Annotated in this window: 15 protein-coding genes, 1 tRNA gene and 1 riboswitch; of the genes, 4 read left to right on the forward strand and 12 right to left on the reverse strand. The window is 70.3% G+C overall.

What is annotated here, in order from left to right; genetic code table 11:
* Positions 1-113: 113 nt before the first annotated feature.
* The 4 genes from ABT137_RS19915 to ABT137_RS19930 form a co-directional block, all read right to left on the reverse strand.
* On the reverse strand, positions 114-788 hold the full coding sequence (locus ABT137_RS19915) for a hypothetical protein (RefSeq protein WP_351710575.1): 675 nt from the start codon (positions 786-788) through the stop codon (positions 114-116).
* A 44-nt stretch (positions 789-832) separates the two neighbouring features.
* Positions 833-2,743 carry a zinc metalloprotease gene (locus ABT137_RS19920; protein WP_351710577.1) on the reverse strand — a complete coding sequence of 637 codons (1,911 nt, stop codon included), beginning with the start codon at positions 2,741-2,743 and terminating at the stop codon, positions 833-835.
* An 88-nt stretch (positions 2,744-2,831) separates the two neighbouring features.
* Positions 2,832-3,050 carry a hypothetical protein gene (locus ABT137_RS19925; RefSeq protein WP_351710579.1) on the reverse strand — a complete coding sequence of 73 codons (219 nt, stop codon included), beginning with the start codon at positions 3,048-3,050 and terminating at the stop codon, positions 2,832-2,834.
* 75 nt (positions 3,051-3,125) lie between these two features.
* Positions 3,126-3,341, reverse strand: coding sequence for a hypothetical protein (locus ABT137_RS19930; protein WP_293994153.1), 216 nt, complete (start codon positions 3,339-3,341; stop codon positions 3,126-3,128).
* Between the two features lie 231 nt (positions 3,342-3,572).
* Between ABT137_RS19930 and ABT137_RS19935 the strand changes: the two genes are divergently transcribed.
* Both ABT137_RS19935 and ABT137_RS19940 read left to right on the forward strand, forming a co-directional pair.
* Entirely contained in the window at positions 3,573-3,968 is a 396-nt protein-coding gene (locus ABT137_RS19935; RefSeq protein WP_351710582.1) for a helix-turn-helix domain-containing protein, read from the forward strand.
* Positions 3,969-4,114: 146 nt separating this feature from the next.
* Positions 4,115-4,375 carry a hypothetical protein gene (locus ABT137_RS19940; RefSeq protein WP_351710584.1) on the forward strand — a complete coding sequence of 87 codons (261 nt, stop codon included), beginning with the start codon at positions 4,115-4,117 and terminating at the stop codon, positions 4,373-4,375.
* A gap of 83 nt (positions 4,376-4,458) precedes the next feature.
* Here the strand turns inward: ABT137_RS19940 and ABT137_RS19945 are convergent.
* A tRNA-Leu gene (locus tag ABT137_RS19945) sits at positions 4,459-4,541 on the reverse strand.
* A gap of 412 nt (positions 4,542-4,953) precedes the next feature.
* Between ABT137_RS19945 and ABT137_RS19950 the strand changes: the two genes are divergently transcribed.
* Complete coding sequence (locus ABT137_RS19950; protein ID WP_351710586.1) at positions 4,954-5,727, forward strand: ABC transporter ATP-binding protein; 774 nt, start codon at positions 4,954-4,956, stop codon at positions 5,725-5,727.
* Positions 5,727-8,255: an ABC transporter permease gene (locus ABT137_RS19955; protein ID WP_351710588.1), complete on the forward strand. Its 2,529-nt coding sequence runs from the start codon at positions 5,727-5,729 to the stop codon at positions 8,253-8,255. Before ABT137_RS19950 ends, ABT137_RS19955 begins: the two co-directional genes overlap by 1 nt.
* A gap of 89 nt (positions 8,256-8,344) precedes the next feature.
* Here the strand turns inward: ABT137_RS19955 and ABT137_RS19960 are convergent, their stop codons facing one another.
* From ABT137_RS19960 to ABT137_RS19990, 7 genes are all read right to left on the reverse strand, one after another.
* On the reverse strand, positions 8,345-9,634 hold the full coding sequence (locus tag ABT137_RS19960; RefSeq protein ID WP_351710590.1) for a class I SAM-dependent methyltransferase: 1,290 nt from the start codon (positions 9,632-9,634) through the stop codon (positions 8,345-8,347).
* A gap of 207 nt (positions 9,635-9,841) precedes the next feature.
* Positions 9,842-11,221, reverse strand: coding sequence for an NAD(P)/FAD-dependent oxidoreductase (locus ABT137_RS19965; protein ID WP_351710592.1), 1,380 nt, complete (start codon positions 11,219-11,221; stop codon positions 9,842-9,844).
* A 441-nt stretch (positions 11,222-11,662) separates the two neighbouring features.
* Positions 11,663-12,604 carry a Ppx/GppA phosphatase family protein gene (locus ABT137_RS19970; protein ID WP_351710594.1) on the reverse strand — a complete coding sequence of 314 codons (942 nt, stop codon included), beginning with the start codon at positions 12,602-12,604 and terminating at the stop codon, positions 11,663-11,665.
* A gap of 107 nt (positions 12,605-12,711) precedes the next feature.
* Positions 12,712-13,236, reverse strand: a complete 525-nt coding sequence (locus tag ABT137_RS19975; protein WP_089102264.1) for a DUF501 domain-containing protein — start codon at positions 13,234-13,236, stop codon at positions 12,712-12,714.
* 40 nt (positions 13,237-13,276) lie between these two features.
* On the reverse strand, positions 13,277-13,753 hold the full coding sequence (locus ABT137_RS19980; RefSeq protein WP_351710596.1) for an FtsB family cell division protein: 477 nt from the start codon (positions 13,751-13,753) through the stop codon (positions 13,277-13,279).
* Between the two features lie 107 nt (positions 13,754-13,860).
* Positions 13,861-15,147 carry a phosphopyruvate hydratase gene (gene eno / locus ABT137_RS19985; protein ID WP_351710944.1) on the reverse strand — a complete coding sequence of 429 codons (1,287 nt, stop codon included), beginning with the start codon at positions 15,145-15,147 and terminating at the stop codon, positions 13,861-13,863.
* Positions 15,148-15,555: 408 nt separating this feature from the next.
* Positions 15,556-16,248, reverse strand: coding sequence for a transglycosylase family protein (locus tag ABT137_RS19990; RefSeq protein WP_351710598.1), 693 nt, complete (start codon positions 16,246-16,248; stop codon positions 15,556-15,558).
* A 4-nt stretch (positions 16,249-16,252) separates the two neighbouring features.
* A riboswitch (cyclic di-AMP (ydaO/yuaA leader) is annotated at positions 16,253-16,426 on the reverse strand.
* Between the last annotated feature and the right edge of the window lie 93 nt (positions 16,427-16,519).

Raw genomic sequence — 16,519 nt, forward strand, 5'->3', positions numbered from 1 at the left:
CCCCGGAGACTCTCCCCGTCACTGATGGCCGGAGCGAGCGGAACTGCGACCGACCCATGACCGCGAATGGTGGTCGCGGGCCCGGCGGCCGGGGTGCGGGACGGCGGGACGGGTCAGCGGCCCGGCCAGCCGTCCAGGTGGCGGTGGAGGGTGACGTCCTTCTGCGGGTCGCCCTTCGGGGCGTTCGCGACCGCGTCGTGCAGGACGGCGGTGACCTCGGCGGCGAGCCCGTCGGCCTTCGAGCGCAGTTCGCCGGCGGGCAGGGTGGAGCGGGTCAGCGCGTCGAGCCGGTGGTGGATGTCGGCGAGCTTGTCCTGGGTGGCCTTGTCGAAGCGCAGCGCGGTCGGCGTGGAGACCACGAACTGGTAGGCCCCGGCGAGGGTCTGACAGCCCGTGCACTCCTTGTTGGCGGCGTCGCTGAGGTTCACGGCGTTCAGGTGGGTGTGCTCCCCGCCGATCGTGACGATCTGGAAGGAGAGGGCCACCGAGCGGCAGTGGTCGTCCGCCGAACAGCCGGCCGAGACGGCGTTGGCCTGGTTGCGGACGGCGGCGGCGTTCACCGTGCCGAACTGGCGGATCGTGAAGGAGTCCCGGATCTGGGTGTGGTGCCCGCGGTCGGCGTGGCTGAAGACGTGGTCGGAGACGACCGCGGCGTGCGGGGCCGCGGTGGCCGCCTGCGCGGGTACGGCGGTGGCCGCCCCGGCGACCCCGGCGGCGAACAGGCCGATCCGGACGGCCCGCCGGGTGAGTGGACCTGCGGTGGTGCGGGTTTTTCGGTGACTGCTCATGGAGTGCTCCTGTGCTCCTGCGGAAGATGGTTCGGGGCCGCGCGTCAGGACGTGGCCGGGGCCGGGCTCGGCGAGTCGCTGGCCGGCGGCGGGGACGGGCTGGGGGTCGGGGACACCGGGACGCTCTCCGACGGAGTGGGCGTCGGGGACGCCGGCACGCTCTCCGGCGGCGACGACACCGGCTCGGTGACCGGTCCCCCACTGGCCGGCGCCTGCGACTTGGTGGGGCCGCCCTGCCCGGGGCCGCCCGGCACCGAGGCGGAGGGCGACGCCGAGGCGGACGCGCCGCGCGAGGTCTCCGCGGCCGAGGGCCCGGCGCTCGCTCCGGCCGGGCCGGCCGGTCCGCCGGACACCGTGTCCGAAGGGGCCCCGGAGTCCTCCGGCCGGTCCGGGGTCGAGGCCTGCCGGGCCGGCGGCGGTAGCTCGGTCGGCACCCCCGGCTGGAGGATCGGTGCGATCGGCGGCTGCTTGGGCAGCGGCTTCGGGGTCACCCCGGACATCCAGGCGTAGCTGAGTCCGGTGAGCCCGGCGAGGGCGAGGGCGCAGATCGCCAGCCGGAGCTTCGGCCGGCCCGCCGTGGAGCGCTGCGCGGCCCGGAAGATCCGGCCGCCGATCTTCACGGACAGGTAGACGACACCGGCCATCGGGCACAGCAGCATCACGCAGCCGATCGTCCCGACCAGCCCCTCGACCACCTGGCCGTGCACGAACGCGCCGCCGGTGCCGAGGAGTTGCTCGGTCAGCGAGCGGGTCATCGTGGTGAGGATGCGCGGCAGGTTCCACAGCGCGTACCCGAGTTCGCCGATGATCAGCGGGACCATCGTCAGCACCCAGGTGGCGACGATGGCTCGCGCCGACTTCTTCAGCCCGGCGACCTCCTGACGGGCCCGGTCCCCCCTCGGCCCCGGTACCAGGCCCAGCAGGATCGGCTTGATCTTGCCGTACAGGTCCGGGACCCCGGCCAGGTCGCCGAGGATGTAGTAGCCGTCCAGCCGTACGGCCGGCATCAGCTGTTCCATGATCTCGAAGTGCCCGAGATACACCGTGGCCAGGAAGAACTGGGCCCCGGTGGCGAAGTAGGCGCCGGCCATGGCCAGCATGAAGACGACGTTGAAGTAGACGCCGCCCAGGTCGGTGCGGAGCCGGCCGGCCCGCCCGATCCGGTAGACGTCGGTGACGTCGGTGTACATCGAGGGCCAGATGAGGAAGAGCCCGCACCCGATGCAGCCGGGCCGGGCTCCTCCGTATCTGCACGCGGAGGCGTGTCCGAACTCGTGGAAGACGAGGGAGGCCACGGTGAGCACGAAGACGACGAGGATCAGGACCGGCTGGTCGAGCACCTCCAGGACGGGCTCGATCGCCCCGAAGAACCCGAACAGCCAGACGTCCATGGCGACGGCCGAGCCCAGCACCAGCGCGACCACGGCCGGCCGGTGCAGCCACGCCAGCGAGCGGGCGATCCGCGCCGTACGCCGCTCGTTGAAGATCACCCGGTGGCCCTTGAGGGCGAGCAGCAGGTCGGAGCGCGGGGCGTCGACCTCGTCGTCCTCCTGGCCCTCCGGGACCGTCACCCCCAGCGGTTCCAGCTTCTTCTCGACGAGGTAGCGGATGTTCTCCCCGCTGACCTCGCGTCCGAAGCGGGCGCTGACCCGGTGGGCGATGGCCTCGGCATCGCGGACGCCGTCGACCGACGACGCCACCAGGTACAGCAGCCTGGACAGCTGCACGACCTGCCCGTCCCCCCGACGGGCGATGTACTTGGGCTCGGTGAATCCCGACCCCTGGTACTCACCGTGCAGCCGCAGCCCCGCGCTGAGCCTCGGGACCGGCGACGGCGGGTCGACCACCGGCAGGTTGCCCGTCGCCACCTGCTCGTAGGTCACCGGCCAGCCGCCGGGTCCGGGCACCGGGCCCGTGTCGTAGAGTGCGGCGGCTCCGTCCCCGAGCACCGTCATGTGTGGTCTCCCCCCGGATCCCCATGGTGTTCCCCCCGAATGGCCGGGAGCGCCACCGCCGGGGCGACGGCGGTGGCGCTCCTGGGGACTACTGGGTGACGCTGATCGTCTGCGCGGCCGACGACTCGGCGGACGACCAGGCGGAGTGGTCGTTCAGCGCGGCGGACTGGTTGGACGCCTCGATGTTCGCGACGTGCTTGGTGACGTTGACCGTCTTGCCGAAGCTGAACTTCAGGCGGCCGAGGGCCTCACGGCCCGGGAGCAGCTCGGCGGACTCGTTCTCCAGCTCGTTCATGTCCATGCTCATGACGGATGTCCCTTCGTTTCGTGTGCGGTGAGGTTGAGGTCGATCTCGGTGCCGGCGCCGTGCGCCAGGGCGGTACTACTGGTGGACGCTGATGGTCTGACCGGCGCCGGAGTCGGCCACCGACCACGACGAGTGGTCGTTCAGCGCGGCGGACTGGTTGGACGCGTCGATGTTCGCGATGTGCTTGGTGACGTTGACCGTCTTGCCGAAGCCGAACTTCAGCCGGCCCAGGGCCTCACGGCCCGGCAGCAGCTCCGCGGACTCGGCCTCGAGCTCATGGGCATCCATCATGATCTTTTCCCCCTCAGGGATAGACATTTCCGATCGGATCGAGTCAGGTTCCCCCCGGACTCTGTCCAATCTGGTCGGACGTGCTGTCCAACGAGATTGGACACTACGGGCTCGGGAACCCGCCGCGCAACCCCTTCGGAAAATCACCCTCTCGGCCGATCGCCTACCCGCCCGTAGAATCGGCCCCGACATGGCAGGACCCCGCAGGCGGCGAGCAGGAAGTGACGGTCAGTGGCCAACGCACTGCAGCAGTTGATCCGTGAGCACCTCGACCGCAAGGGCTGGTCCTACGGCGACGTGGCACGGCGCGGCGGCATCCCCCGCTCCACCGTGCACCACCTGGCCACCACCGACCGCGTGGTCCGCATGCCCCAGGCGACCACCCTGGAGGGCCTGGCCAAGGGGCTGGAGCTCCCGCTGGAGGCGGTGCGCCGCGCCGCCGCCGAGGCCTGCGGCATCCACGTGTACGACACCTCGCCGGCCGCGGACCCGAACGGAGCCACCGGCCCCGCCGACCCCGAGGTCGCGCTGCTCATCGCCAGCGTCCAGAAACTGTCGGCCGACGACCGCCGGCATGTCACCGCGCTTGTCGAGTCGCTGCTGGACCGCGCCCCCCGGGAGAAGTGAGCGCCGCCGGACCGCTCCCGGACACTCTTCGTCAAGTCGGAAAAAGAATCCAACTCCGCACGAAAGCGTCAAGATCCGCCGCTAGTCTCTGCCTCACTGCCCGGGAAACGCGAGAGCCGCACGACCACGGGCTCTCAGGGGGACATGTGTTGTTCGTGCACGGCGGACCGGCGACGGCCGTGGTCCGCAAACCCGACGGCGAGTCCGTCGTCCTGCTGTCCGGGGAACTGCCCGAGGTGCTGACCGACGCCTCCGTCACCGAGCTCCTGGACCTGGCCGCCGCCATCCTGGACCCAGGCGAACTCGCCCTCTTCGAGGAGTGCCTGCACACCCTGCGCCACAACGGCATGCGCGCGGGCCGCCGCGTCGAGGTCGACGGCGCCGTTCTGACCGTCTACGAAGGGTGAACCGGCACCCAAGGGTGAACCGGCGCCGAAGGGTGAGCAGGCGCCGAAGGTGAGCCGGCGCCACTCACGAGAGGTGCGGGAAGTGCCCGGAACCGGACTTGAACCGGTACGCCCGCGAGGGGCAGCGAGGTTTAAGCTCGCCGTGTCTGCATTCCACCATCCGGGCAGGCCATGGGCTCCGCTACGAGGTTCCGACCCTATCGGGAGGTGTCCCCCGAACAGCGGACGGGCGACCCGATGTTGTCTTATTTTATTGACGTCTGAGGGAGCATCAGCACCCGGAACGAGCCATCCGCACTTGCCAATAGCGTTACGCGCGGTGGGTGCACGCGTACACGGAATGACGGAATTTCACCGTCCGAACAAGGGGGCTCCACCTGTTCTCGACGACCGGGAGCGCCCGGTTCCGGATCCGGGTCTCGGGGTTCGGTGTCATCCCCAGGTATGACCCGGCACCCCGCCGGTCCCCCCTTGGTCGCCCCCCGGAACCGGAACTGCGGCTGACTACACGGGCCGGTTCGGCCGAGACGATGGTGCGGTCCCCATGAAAGCCGTCGTCCCGACAGGAGCGCCCTTCCGTGTCCACCACACCCATCGCCGACCGGCGGACCACTTCCGTGGCCGCACGTGCCACGGACCTCTCGAAGATCTACGGCCAGGGTGAGACCCAGGTGGTCGCCCTGGACCGGGTCACCGTCGAGTTCCGGCAGGCCGAGTTCACCGCGATCATGGGGCCGTCCGGCTCCGGCAAGTCCACGCTGATGCACTGCGTGGCCGGCCTCGACACCTTCTCCTCCGGTTCTGTGCGGATCGGCGACACCGAGCTGGGCTCCCTGAAGGACAAGCAGCTGACCAAGCTGCGCCGGGACAAGATCGGGTTCATCTTCCAGGCGTTCAACCTGCTGCCGACGCTGACCGCGCTGGAGAACATCACCCTCCCGATGGACATCGCGGGTCGGAAACCGGACAAGCAGTGGCTGGACAGCGTGATCGAGATGGTCGGCCTCCGGGACCGGCTCGGCCACCGCCCCTCGCAGCTCTCCGGCGGCCAGCAGCAGCGCGTCGCCGTGGCCCGTGCCCTCGCCTCCCGGCCGGAGATCATCTTCGGCGACGAGCCGACCGGAAACCTCGACTCCCGCTCCGGCGCCGAGGTACTGGGCTTCCTGCGCAACTCGGTGCGGGAGCTGGGCCAGACCGTCGTCATGGTCACCCACGACCCGGTGGCGGCGTCGTACGCCGACCGCGTGGTCTTCCTGGCCGACGGTCGGATCGTCGACGAGATGTACCGGCCGACGGCCGAGGGCGTCCTCGACTTCATGAAGCAGTTCGACGCGAAGGGCCGTACCAGCTGATGTTCCGCACCGCGCTGCGCAACGTCCTCGCGCACAAGGCCCGGCTGCTGATGACCGTGCTCGCCGTCATGCTCGGCGTCGCGTTCGTCTCCGGCACCCTGGTCTTCACCAACACCATCTCGGACGCCTACCAGAACAGCTCCGCCAAGGGCTTCGAGGGCGTCGACGTGGCCGTCCAGGCCAGGCACCAGGACTCCGAGGGCGACAAGGTCGGCAAGACGCCCGACCTCACCCAGGCCGTGCTCGACAAGGCGGCGAAGGTCCCCGGGGCCGCCTCCGCCACCGGGGTCGTCTCCGGCTTCACCGCGATCGCCGACAAGGACGGCAAGCTGATCGGCGGCGGCTGGCAGTCCGAGGGCGGCAACTACTGGGGCACGAAGGACTCTCGCTACCCGCTCGTCAGCGGCCACGCCCCCAGCGGCAAGGACGAGGTCCTGATCGACTCCAGGACCGCCGAGCGGGCCGGTTACAAGGTCGGCGACACCGTACGCCTCTCCGTCGACGGCCCGGTCCTCACCCCCACCGTCGCCGGCATCTTCACCACCGACGACGGCAACGTCGCGGCCGGCGGCAGCCTCGCCCTGTTCGACACGACGACCGCGCAGCAGCTGTTCGGCAAGAAGGGCGCGTACGACGAGATCGACGTGACCGCGAAGTCCGGCACCGGGCAGGCCGCCCTCAAGTCCCAGCTGGACCGGGCGCTGCCGAAGAAGCTCGTGGAGACCACCACCGGCAAGAAGCTCGCCGACGACCAGGCCGAGGCCATCTCCAGCAGCATGAGCGGTCTGCGCTCGGGCCTGCTGGTCTTCGCCGGCATCGCCCTGTTCGTCGGCACGTTCATCATCGCCAACACCTTCACCATGCTGGTCGCCCAGCGCACCAAGGAGCTGGCCCTGCTGCGCGCGGTGGGCGCCTCCCGCCGCCAGGTGACCCGGTCGGTGCTGATCGAGGCGTTCGTGGTCGGCGTGGTGGCCGGCGTGACCGGTCTGGTCGCCGGTATCGGCATCGGCGCCGGACTGCGCTCGCTGCTGGGCTCGTTCGGCGCGACCGTCCCGGACGGCCCGCTGGTCGTCAGCCCCGGCACGGTGGCCGCCGCCCTCGCGGTCGGCATCGTCATCACCATGCTGGCCGCGTGGCTGCCCGGCCGCCGCGCCGCGAAGATCCCGCCGGTGGCCGCGATGAGCGCCCTGCACGCCGCCCCGACCACCAAGTCGCTGGTGCTGCGCAACACGATCGGCGCCCTGTTCTCGGCGGCGGGCGTGGTGGTGATCCTGGCGGCGACCACGATGAGCGGCAGCGACGGCCAGGCCCCGATGGGCCTCGGCGCGGTCCTGCTCATCATCGGCGTCTTCGTCCTGACCCCGCTGCTGTCCCGTCCGCTGATCGCGGCCGCGGCCCCGCTGCTGCGCGGGTTCGGCGTCTCCGGCAAGCTCGCGCGCCAGAACTCGGTGCGCAACCCGCGCCGTACCGCCGCCACCGCCTCCGCGCTGATGATCGGCCTGACCCTGATCACCGGCATGACGGTGATGGCGGGCAGCCTGCAGAAGTCCATCGACAAGATGGCGAGCTCGGCGATCCGGGCGGACTACATCGTCTCGATGGCCAACGGCAACGCGCTCTCCCCCGACGTCGCGAAGAAGGTCGCGGCCACCGACGGTGTGACCGCCTCCAGCCCGCTCAGCAACGCGGCCTCCCGGATCGACGGCGAGACCGAGCTCCTGACCGGCGTCGACGGCTCGTCGATCGGCAAGCTGACCGACCTCACGACGGACAGCGGCACCTTCCGGGTCGGCGGCTCGGACGTCGCCGTGGACGACGACACCGCCAAGTCGCACGGCTGGAAGGCCGGTTCCGTCTTCACCGTCCACTACGAGGACGGGAAGTCGCAGCGGCTGACGGTCGCCGGGGTCTACGAGGGCAACGAGGTGATCCGCGGGATCATGCTCGACAACACCACCCTCACCCCGCACGAGACCGACCCCGCCGACATGCAGGTCATGGTCAAGACGGCGGACGGCGCGTCGAGCGCGACCAAGGACAGGCTGGAGAAGGCCCTCGGCTCGAACCCGGCGATCAAGGTCCAGGACAAGCAGGACCTGTCCGACTCCATCGCACAGGCGTTCACGCTGATCCTGAACATGGTCTACGGCCTGCTCGCGATGGCGGTGATCGTCGCGGTCCTCGGGGTCATCAACACCCTGGCCATGTCGGTGTTCGAACGCTCCCAGGAGATCGGCATGCTCCGCGCGATCGGCCTGGACCGCAAGGCAGTCAAGCGGATGGTCCGCCTGGAGTCCCTGGTCATCTCGCTCTTCGGCGGCGTGCTGGGCCTCGGCCTGGGCGTGTTCTTCGGCTGGGCGGCCGGTCAGCTGGTCGGCTCGCGGATGCCGACGTACGAACTGGTGCTGCCCTGGGCCAGGATGGCGGTCTTCCTGCTCCTGGCCGGCACGGTCGGCGTCCTGGCGGCCCTGTGGCCGGCTCGCCGCGCGGCGAAGCTGAACGTGCTGGCGGCGATCAAGGCCGAGTAGCGGCCGGCAGGCAGGTACCTACGGCGAAGGGGCCCCGCGGGTGACGCGGGGCCCCTTTCGTACGGGCGTGGGCTCGTCCCTGCGTCGGCTCAGTTCTGCCAGACGCGGGTGCGCAGGGGCAGCCCGGAGGCACCGGACTCCGGGGTCCGGACGGCCAGCACCTGGTTGACGCCGATGCGGTTGCGCTCGAAGGCGAGGGCGGAGGCGGCCATGTAGAGCCGCCAGACGCGGGCCCGGCCGGGGCTGGTCAGCCGTATGGCGCGCGGCCACTCGGCCTCCAGGTTGGCCACCCACCGGCGCAGCGTCTGGGCGTAGTGCTCGCGGATCGACTCCACGTCCCGCACCTCGAACCCGGCCAGCTCCAGCTGGGTGACGGTGGTGCCGATCGGGGCGAGCTCGCCGTCCGGGAAGACGTAGGCGTCGATGAACTCGTCGACGCTGTAGGCCGACTCGTCGCGCTGCGGCCGCCGCGCGATCTGGTGGTTGAGCAGCCGCCCGCCGGGCTTGAGGAGCCCGTACAGTTCCCGCGCGTACTCCAGGTACCGTTCGGCCCCCACGTGCTCCGCCATCCCGATCGACGAGATCGCGTCGTACGGCCCGTCCCTGACGTCCCGGTAGTCCTGGACCCTGATCTCCACCCGGTCCGTCAGACCCTCGTCCGCGACCCGTTTACGGGCGAACGCGGCCTGCTCCTGGGAGAGGGTGACCCCGACGACGCTGACGCCGTGCTCGCGGGCCGCGTGGATCGCCATGGAGCCCCAGCCGCAGCCGACGTCGAGCAGCCGCTGACCGGGTCTCAGGCCGAGCTTGGCGCAGACGAGTTCGAGCTTGTCGCGCTGGGCGGTCTCCAGGGTGCTGTCGTCCTCCCAGTAGGCGCACGAGTACACCATCGACGGCCCGAGGACGATTCCGTAGAAGTCGTTCCCCACGTCGTAGTGGTGGCTGATGGCCTGTCTGTCGCTGCGGCGGGTGTGCAGATGGCCCCGTCTGCGCACCTCCTCGCGGGGCGGGGCGGGCGGGACGGGCGGCCCGGCGAGCTTCACCAGCTCCCGGACGGCGGCCCGCACGGCGGGGTCGCGCAGCGCCTGCGCGAGGGTACGGCCGTCCTCGCCGCGCTCCCAGATCAGCCCGGACATCACCGCGAGGACGCCGTAGAGGTCGTCCTCGATGTCCAGGTCGCCGGCGACCCAGGCGCGGGCCAGGCCCAGTTCGCCCGGCTTGAACAACATGCGGCGCAGGGCGCGGCGGTTGCGCACGACGAGCGTCGGCGCGCCCGGCGGCCCGGCCTCCGATCCGTCCCAGGCCCGCAGGCGTACCGGGAGCGGGGCTCCCAGCACCTGCTCGGCAACACTCCTCAGCCGCGACGCGGCGTCGGCCATGGCGCACACCTCCAAGACAGCGATCCCGGATGCCGGTTACCACGTAAACACCGTGAGGGCAGCAGCGCAGTCCCGCAAAGGAGTTACGGCTGGGCAAAAAAGATGTAGCCAGCATGTAATTGCGCCGGCTTCCGGGAACGCCGAAGGGCCTCCCGCACCACGGATGGCGGGAGGCCCTTCGGATGGTTCAGCGACCGGTGACCGGGGTCAGGAGGCCTTGGCCTTCTCCTCGGTCTTCGGGGCGGCGACCGGCGCGGGCTTGGCTGCCTCGTAGAACTCCTCGCGGGGGTTCTCCATGGCACCCAGGGACACGACCTCGCGCTTGAGGAACATGCCGAGCGTCCAGTCGGCGAAGATGCGGATCTTGCGGTTCCAGGTCGGCATCGCCAGACCGTGGTAGCCACGGTGCATGTACCAGGCGAGACGGCCCTTGACCTTGATCTTCGTCTTGCCCAGGACGATCATCGCGACGCCCTTGTGCAGACCCAGACCGGCGACCGCGCCCTTGTTGGCGTGGCTGTACTCCTTCTGCGGGAAGCCCCGCATGCCGGAGACCACGTTGTCGCCGAGGACCTTGGCCTGACGCAGCGCGTGCTGCGCGTTCGGCGGGCACCAGGCGTTCTCGACGCCGGCCTTGCGGGCGGCGACGTCCGGCACCTGGGCGTTGTCGCCCGCGGCCCAGATGTAGTCGGTGCCCTGCACCTGGAGGGTCGGCGCGGTGTCGACGTGACCGCGGGGACCGAGCGGCAGGCCGAAGCGGGACAGCGCCGGGTTCGGCTTGACGCCCGCCGTCCACACGATCGTGTTGGAGTCGACCTCGAGGCCGTTCTTCAGCACCACGTGACCGCCGACGCAGGAGTCCATCGAGGTGGAGAGGTAGATCTCCACACCGCGGCCCTCCAGGTGCTCCTTGCCGTACAGGCCGAGCTTGGGGCCGACCTCGGGCAGGATCTTGTCCGCGGCATCGACGAGGACGAAGCGCATGTCCTCACGGGACACGTTCTTGTAGTACTTGGCGGCGTCGCGGGCCATGTCCTCGACCTCGCCGATGGTCTCCGCGCCCGCGAAGCCACCGCCGATGAAGACGAAGGTGAGCGCCTTGCGGCGGATCTCCTCGTCGGTCGTGGAGTCGGCCTTGTCCAGCTGCTCCAGCACGTGGTTGCGCAGGCCGATGGACTCCTCGATGCCCTTCATGCCGATGCCCTGCTCGGCGAGGCCGGGGATCGGGAAGGTGCGGGAGACCGCGCCGAGCGCGATCACCAGGTAGTCGAAAGGCAGCTCGTACGACTCGCCGACGAGCGGCGCGATCGTGGCGACCTTGCGGTCCTGGTCGATGGTGGTGACCCGGCCGGTGAGGACCTCCGCCTTCGGAAGCACGCGTCGCAGCGGGACGACGACGTGCCGAGGGGAGATGCTGCCGGCGGCGGCTTCGGGGAGGAAGGGCTGGTAGGTCATGTACGACCGGGGGTCGACGACCGTGACGGTCGCCTCGCCGTAGCGCATCTTCTTGAGAATGCGCCGAGCTGCGTACAGGCCTACGTACCCACCGCCTACTACGAGGATCCTGGGACGCTCCGTGGTGCTCATGGCATCGAGTATCCACCCGCCCCAGGGGGGCCGCTCGTGCGCCCCTTCACAAGCTTCCACAGGGGTCGTGCTACACTCCGCCGCCCACGTGACACAGGTCATGGTCATCGGCGGGAACCCACTTCCGATACGACCCGTTGTCAATGCCGCGTGAGCTGCCTCTCCAGGCTTCCGGGGGCACTGTGAGGGCACTCGATGTCACCCTCACGAGCACCTCCCCGAACACCCTCGCAACGCTCTGCTGAGCACGCGCTCGGGCCTGCTGAGCCCCCGAACGGCCCAAGAGCCCCCGCCGGACCCCTCACCTGCACCGAATTCCTTGTGAAGAACTTCACGAAGTTTTCCGACGGGGTGTCGTGGCACGGCGTGTCGCGAGCCGTTCGGGGCGCTCAGCCGTCGATTCGCATGCTCATCCGAGGATCGATCACGCCGACCTGTGGGTCAGGCGACGGACCAGGCGATGCCGTCCAGAATGTCGTGCTCGCTCACCACGACCTCCTCGGCACCCACCCGTTCCATGATCGACTGAAGGACGAGGGCGCCGGCCCCGATGACGTCGACGCGTCCGGGGTGCATGGCGGGCACGGCCGCCCGCTCGGCGTGGGTCGAGCGCAGCAGCCACTCGGTGATCTCCCGGACCCGGGCGTAGGGGATGCGGGAGTGGTGGATGGCGGCGGAGTCGTACTCCGGCAGGTCCTGGTGGATGGCGGAGAGGGTGGTGACCGAGCCGGCGAGGCCGACCAGGGTGTGCGCCTCGCGCAACGGCACGGTCTCCTCGGCGAGATCGAGGGCCCGCTCGATGTCGGCCCACATGGAGGCGATCTCGGCCTCGGTGGGCGGATCGCTGACGTGCCCCTCGTGCACGAGATGCCGCTCGGTCATCCGCACGCACCCGACGTCCACGGACCGCGCGGCCCGCACGTGCGCGTCGCCCACGACGAACTCCGTCGACCCGCCGCCGATGTCCACGACGAGGAACGGCCTGGCGAGGTCGCCGCGCCCGGTCAGCTCCTTCGTCGCCCCCGTGAAGGAGAACTCGGCCTCCTGGTCGCCGGTGATGACCTCCGGCTCGACGCCGAGGATGTCCATCACACCGCGCACGAACTCGTCCCGGTTCTCGGCGTCCCGGGAGGCGGAGGTGGCCACGAACCGCAGCCGCTCGGCGCCGTACTCCTTGATGACCGCCGCGTACTCCCGGCAGGCCGCGAACGTCCGCTGCAGCGCCTCAGGCGCCAGCCGCCCGGTCCGGTCGACGCCCTGCCCGAGCCGCACGATCACCATCCGCCGGTCCAGATCGACGAGCTCCCCCGTCTCGGGGTTCGCGTCGGCGACGAGCAGCCGGATGGAGTTGGTTCCGCAATCGATGGCGGCGACGCGGGTCATGGCGGTGGGTTCCTTACTCATTCAACCGACCGAGTCGGGTGGTGGGTGGGCGAAGGTCTCGGGGGTCCAGGGGGCGGAGCCCCCTGGGACGGTGAGCTGTCCGACGCTCAGTCTCCAGCAGAGGGCACCACACACGCCCCCTTGGCCCACCACTGAGGCAACATGGCGATCGCCTCGTCGCCGAGCGGGTTCACGCCGGGCCCGGCGGCCAGCGAGTGGGCCACCAGGACGTGCAGGCACTTCACCCGGTCCGGCATCCCCCCGGCGCTGGGAAAGCCCGTCAGCTCCTCGATCTCGTCCCGGCGCCGGATGTAGTCCTCGTGCGCGGCCCGGTACGCCGCCGCCAGCTCCGGATCGCTCTCCAGCCGCGCCGTCATCTCCTTCATCACGCCGTTGGCCTCAAGGGTCCCGATGGCGGACGCGGCCTTGGGGCACGTCAGGTAGTACAGCGTCGGGAACGGCGTCCCGTCCGGCAGCCGCGGCGCGGTCTCCACGACGTCCGGCTGCCCGCACGGGCACCGGTGCGCGATCGCCCGCAGCCCGCGCGGCGGCCGCCCGAGCTGCTGCTTGAAGGCCTCGACGTCCGCGTCGGTCGGCTCGGTGCGCGGAGTGGAGGGAGGAGCCGTTTCCATGCCTGTCTTTCTGTTCTGCCGCGCTACTGCGCGCTCCTGCTCACTGGTCGGACGCGTCGGACTTGTCGACGCCGTCCCAGACGTTCGCGTACCAGGGCCGGTCGGCCGCCCCGAGGTAGGCGTGCGCCTGCTTGGCGGCACCGGGGTCGATCACGACGAACCCGGTCTCCCCCGGCATCACGTAGTGCAGCCGCTGCCGGATCTGCTGCTCGGCGTACGCGTCGTCCTGCCACCGCGCCTTGAGGTCCCGCAGCTGCTCGACCCGCTGCCGGGCCTGCTCCTGCTGCCGTTCGAGGTCGGAGATCTCGGCGCGCTGGGAGACGTACTGCCGCATCGGATAGGCGAGCGCGACGACCATCGTGCACAGCACGATCGCGAGCAGCGCGGCGCGGCCGGTGAGCCGGGAGCGGCGGGCCTGGCGCCTGGTCTGGGAGCGGTAGACCCGGGCCGCGGTCTGCTCGCCGAGCAGCTTGAGCCTGGTCGCGGTGGAGAACCGGTCCCGGTCCTTCACGGCCATGTCCCCGCCTCCCTGGTCGCCCTGGTACGTGCGTACGTCCCCGGACACGGTACGGGACCGGGTACGGGGACGTACGTACGACTGGCTAAGCCTTAACCCTGTGAGGCTCAGCCCTTGAAGCGCGGGAAGGCGCTGCGGCCCGCGTACACCGCCGCGTCGTCGAGGATCTCCTCGATGCGCAGCAGCTGGTTGTACTTGGCGACGCGCTCGGAGCGGGCCGGGGCGCCGGTCTTGATCTGGCCGCAGTTGGTGGCGACGGCGAGGTCGGCGATGGTGACGTCCTCGGTCTCGCCGGAGCGGTGCGACATCATGCACTTGAAGCCGTTGCGCTGGGCGAGCTCGACGGCGTCCAGGGTCTCGGTCAGCGAACCGATCTGGTTCACCTTCACCAGCAGGGCGTTGGCGGTGCCCTCCTCGATGCCGCGGGCGAGGCGCTCCGGGTTGGTGACGAACAGGTCGTCGCCGACGATCTGCACCTTGTCGCCGAGCTTGTCGGTGAGGACCTTCCAGCCCGCCCAGTCGTCCTCGAACAGCGGGTCCTCGATGGAGACCAGCGGGTAGGAGGCGACGAGCTCCTCGTAGTACTCGGTCATCTCGGCGGCCGAGCGGGACTTGCCCTCGAACTCGTACTTGCCGTCCTTGTAGAACTCGGACGCGGCGACGTCGAGGGCGAGCGCGATCTGCTCGCCGGGGACGTAACCGGCCTGCTTGATGGCCTCCAGGATGAGGTCGAGCGCGGCGCGGTTCGACTCCAGGTTCGGGGCGAAGCCGCCCTCGTCGCCGAGGCCGGTGGCCAGACCCTTGCCCTTCAGGACCTTCTTCAGGGTGTGGTAGACCTCGGCACCCCAGCGCAGCGCCTCGGAGAAGGACTCCGCGCCGATCGGGGCGATCATGAACTCCTGGATGTCGACGTTGGAGTCCGCGTGCGAGCCGCCGTTGAGGATGTTCATCATCGGGACGGGCAGCAGGTGCGCGTTCGGGCCACCGAGGTAGCGGAACAGCGGCAGGTCGGACGCCTCGGAGGCGGCGTGCGCGACGGCGAGGGAGACGCCGAGGATGGCGTTGGCGCCGAGCGAGCCCTTGTTGTCGGTCGCGTCCAGGTCGAACATGGCCTGGTCGATCAGGCGCTGCTCGGTGGCGTCGTAGCCGACGAGCTCCGGGCCGATCTGCTCGATGACGGCGAGGACGGCCTTCTCGACACCCTTGCCCAGGTAGCGGTTGGGGTCGCCGTCACGGAGCTCGATGGCCTCGAAGGCACCGGTGGAGGCGCCGGACGGGACGGCGGCACGACCCGTGCTGCCGTCGTCGAGGCCGACCTCGACCTCGACCGTGGGGTTGCCTCGGGAGTCCAGGATTTCCCGGGCTACGACGACGTCGATGGACGGCACGAGCATCTCCTTCATGGGATGTGACGCTGGTTGTGCGGGGCGCACGCGGGCCTGGCCGGCCCTTGCTCAGCCTTGCGACTAGAGCCTAACCGTCCCGGGGCCGTCGGCCGGCACGACCGACCGGCCCGTGGACACACAGACGGTACTCATTGTTCACGTGCGGAACAAAGGGGGTCCCGATGAAGAACGGGAGAAGAGCGGGCCAAGAAGCAGGCCAGGAGAGAGGCCAGGGGGACGGCAAAGAGAAACCCCGCCCCGGTGCGTTCGGGGGAAAACGCACCGGAGCGGGGGCCCGTGGGGGACGGGGGTGACCCTCACGTGGTCTCCACTATGGGGACCACGGTTGTGTGGGAGCTGTGGTTCAGCTGGGCGCCGCTTAATACTCAGGGCGGCCGCCCCGCGCCTCGCTTCGCCTTACTTCAGGTGCAACTGCTGGCCCGGGTAGATGAAGTCGGCGTCCTCGACGATGTTCTTGTTCAGCTTGAACAGCGCCTGCCAGCCGCCCTTGACCTTGTGCTTCTCGGCGATCGAGCTGAGGGTGTCACCCTTGACGACCTTGTACTCGCCGTCGCCCTTCTTGACCTTCTTGCCGGTCGGGGTGGTGACGGTCTTCTTGGCGGCCGGACGCTCGGCGGAGCGGGAGGCAGCCTGGGTGTCGGTCGACCGGGTGCTGGTGCCGGCGCTGCTGCTCGACGAGGAGCTGGCGGAGGAGCCGGCGGAGCTGCCGGTGTAGGCGGCACCGGACAGGCCCGTGCCGCAGACCGGCCAGGCGCCCTTGCCCTGGGCGGCGAGGACCTTCTCGGCGATCTCGATCTGCTGCGCCTTGGTGGCCTGGTTGGCCTGCCCGGCGTACTGCGTGCCGCCGTACGCGGCCCAGGTGGAGGCCGAGAACTGCAGACCGCCGTAGTAGCCGTTGCCGGTGTTGATGGCCCAGTTGCCGCCGGACTCGCACTGGGCGACCGCGTCCCACTCGGAGGCGGTGGCGGCGGAGGCGCTGCCGGCCGCCATCAGCGGAGCGGCGACGGCGACACCGGTGACACCGGCGACAGCGATGGCGCGGACGGCCTTGGACGGACGACGGTGCTTGCCCTTGCCGGAGAACAGCATGGATCGATCCCCTCACCGACGCCTGCGAGGTGAGCTGTCGGGTTCGGGCCGGTTGAGTTGCCCGGCCGCACACCGTGTGTCGGTGCGCGGCTTCACCCCGAGCCGGATCGGCGGCGTCAACCACCGGTCCCGGCACTTACCTTGGGTCCCCCGCTCCTGCCTACGGCGCATGACGCGACGACTGTTCCCGGGTGGCCGCTGGCAGGACTCGGCGTTGCGACGGCCGGGGCTCGTGGTGACGAGCGGCCTCGACCGTAAACAGGCCATCAGG

Source organism: Streptomyces sp. NPDC001980, from assembly GCF_040296885.1.
GTDB lineage: Bacteria > Actinomycetota > Actinomycetes > Streptomycetales > Streptomycetaceae > Streptomyces.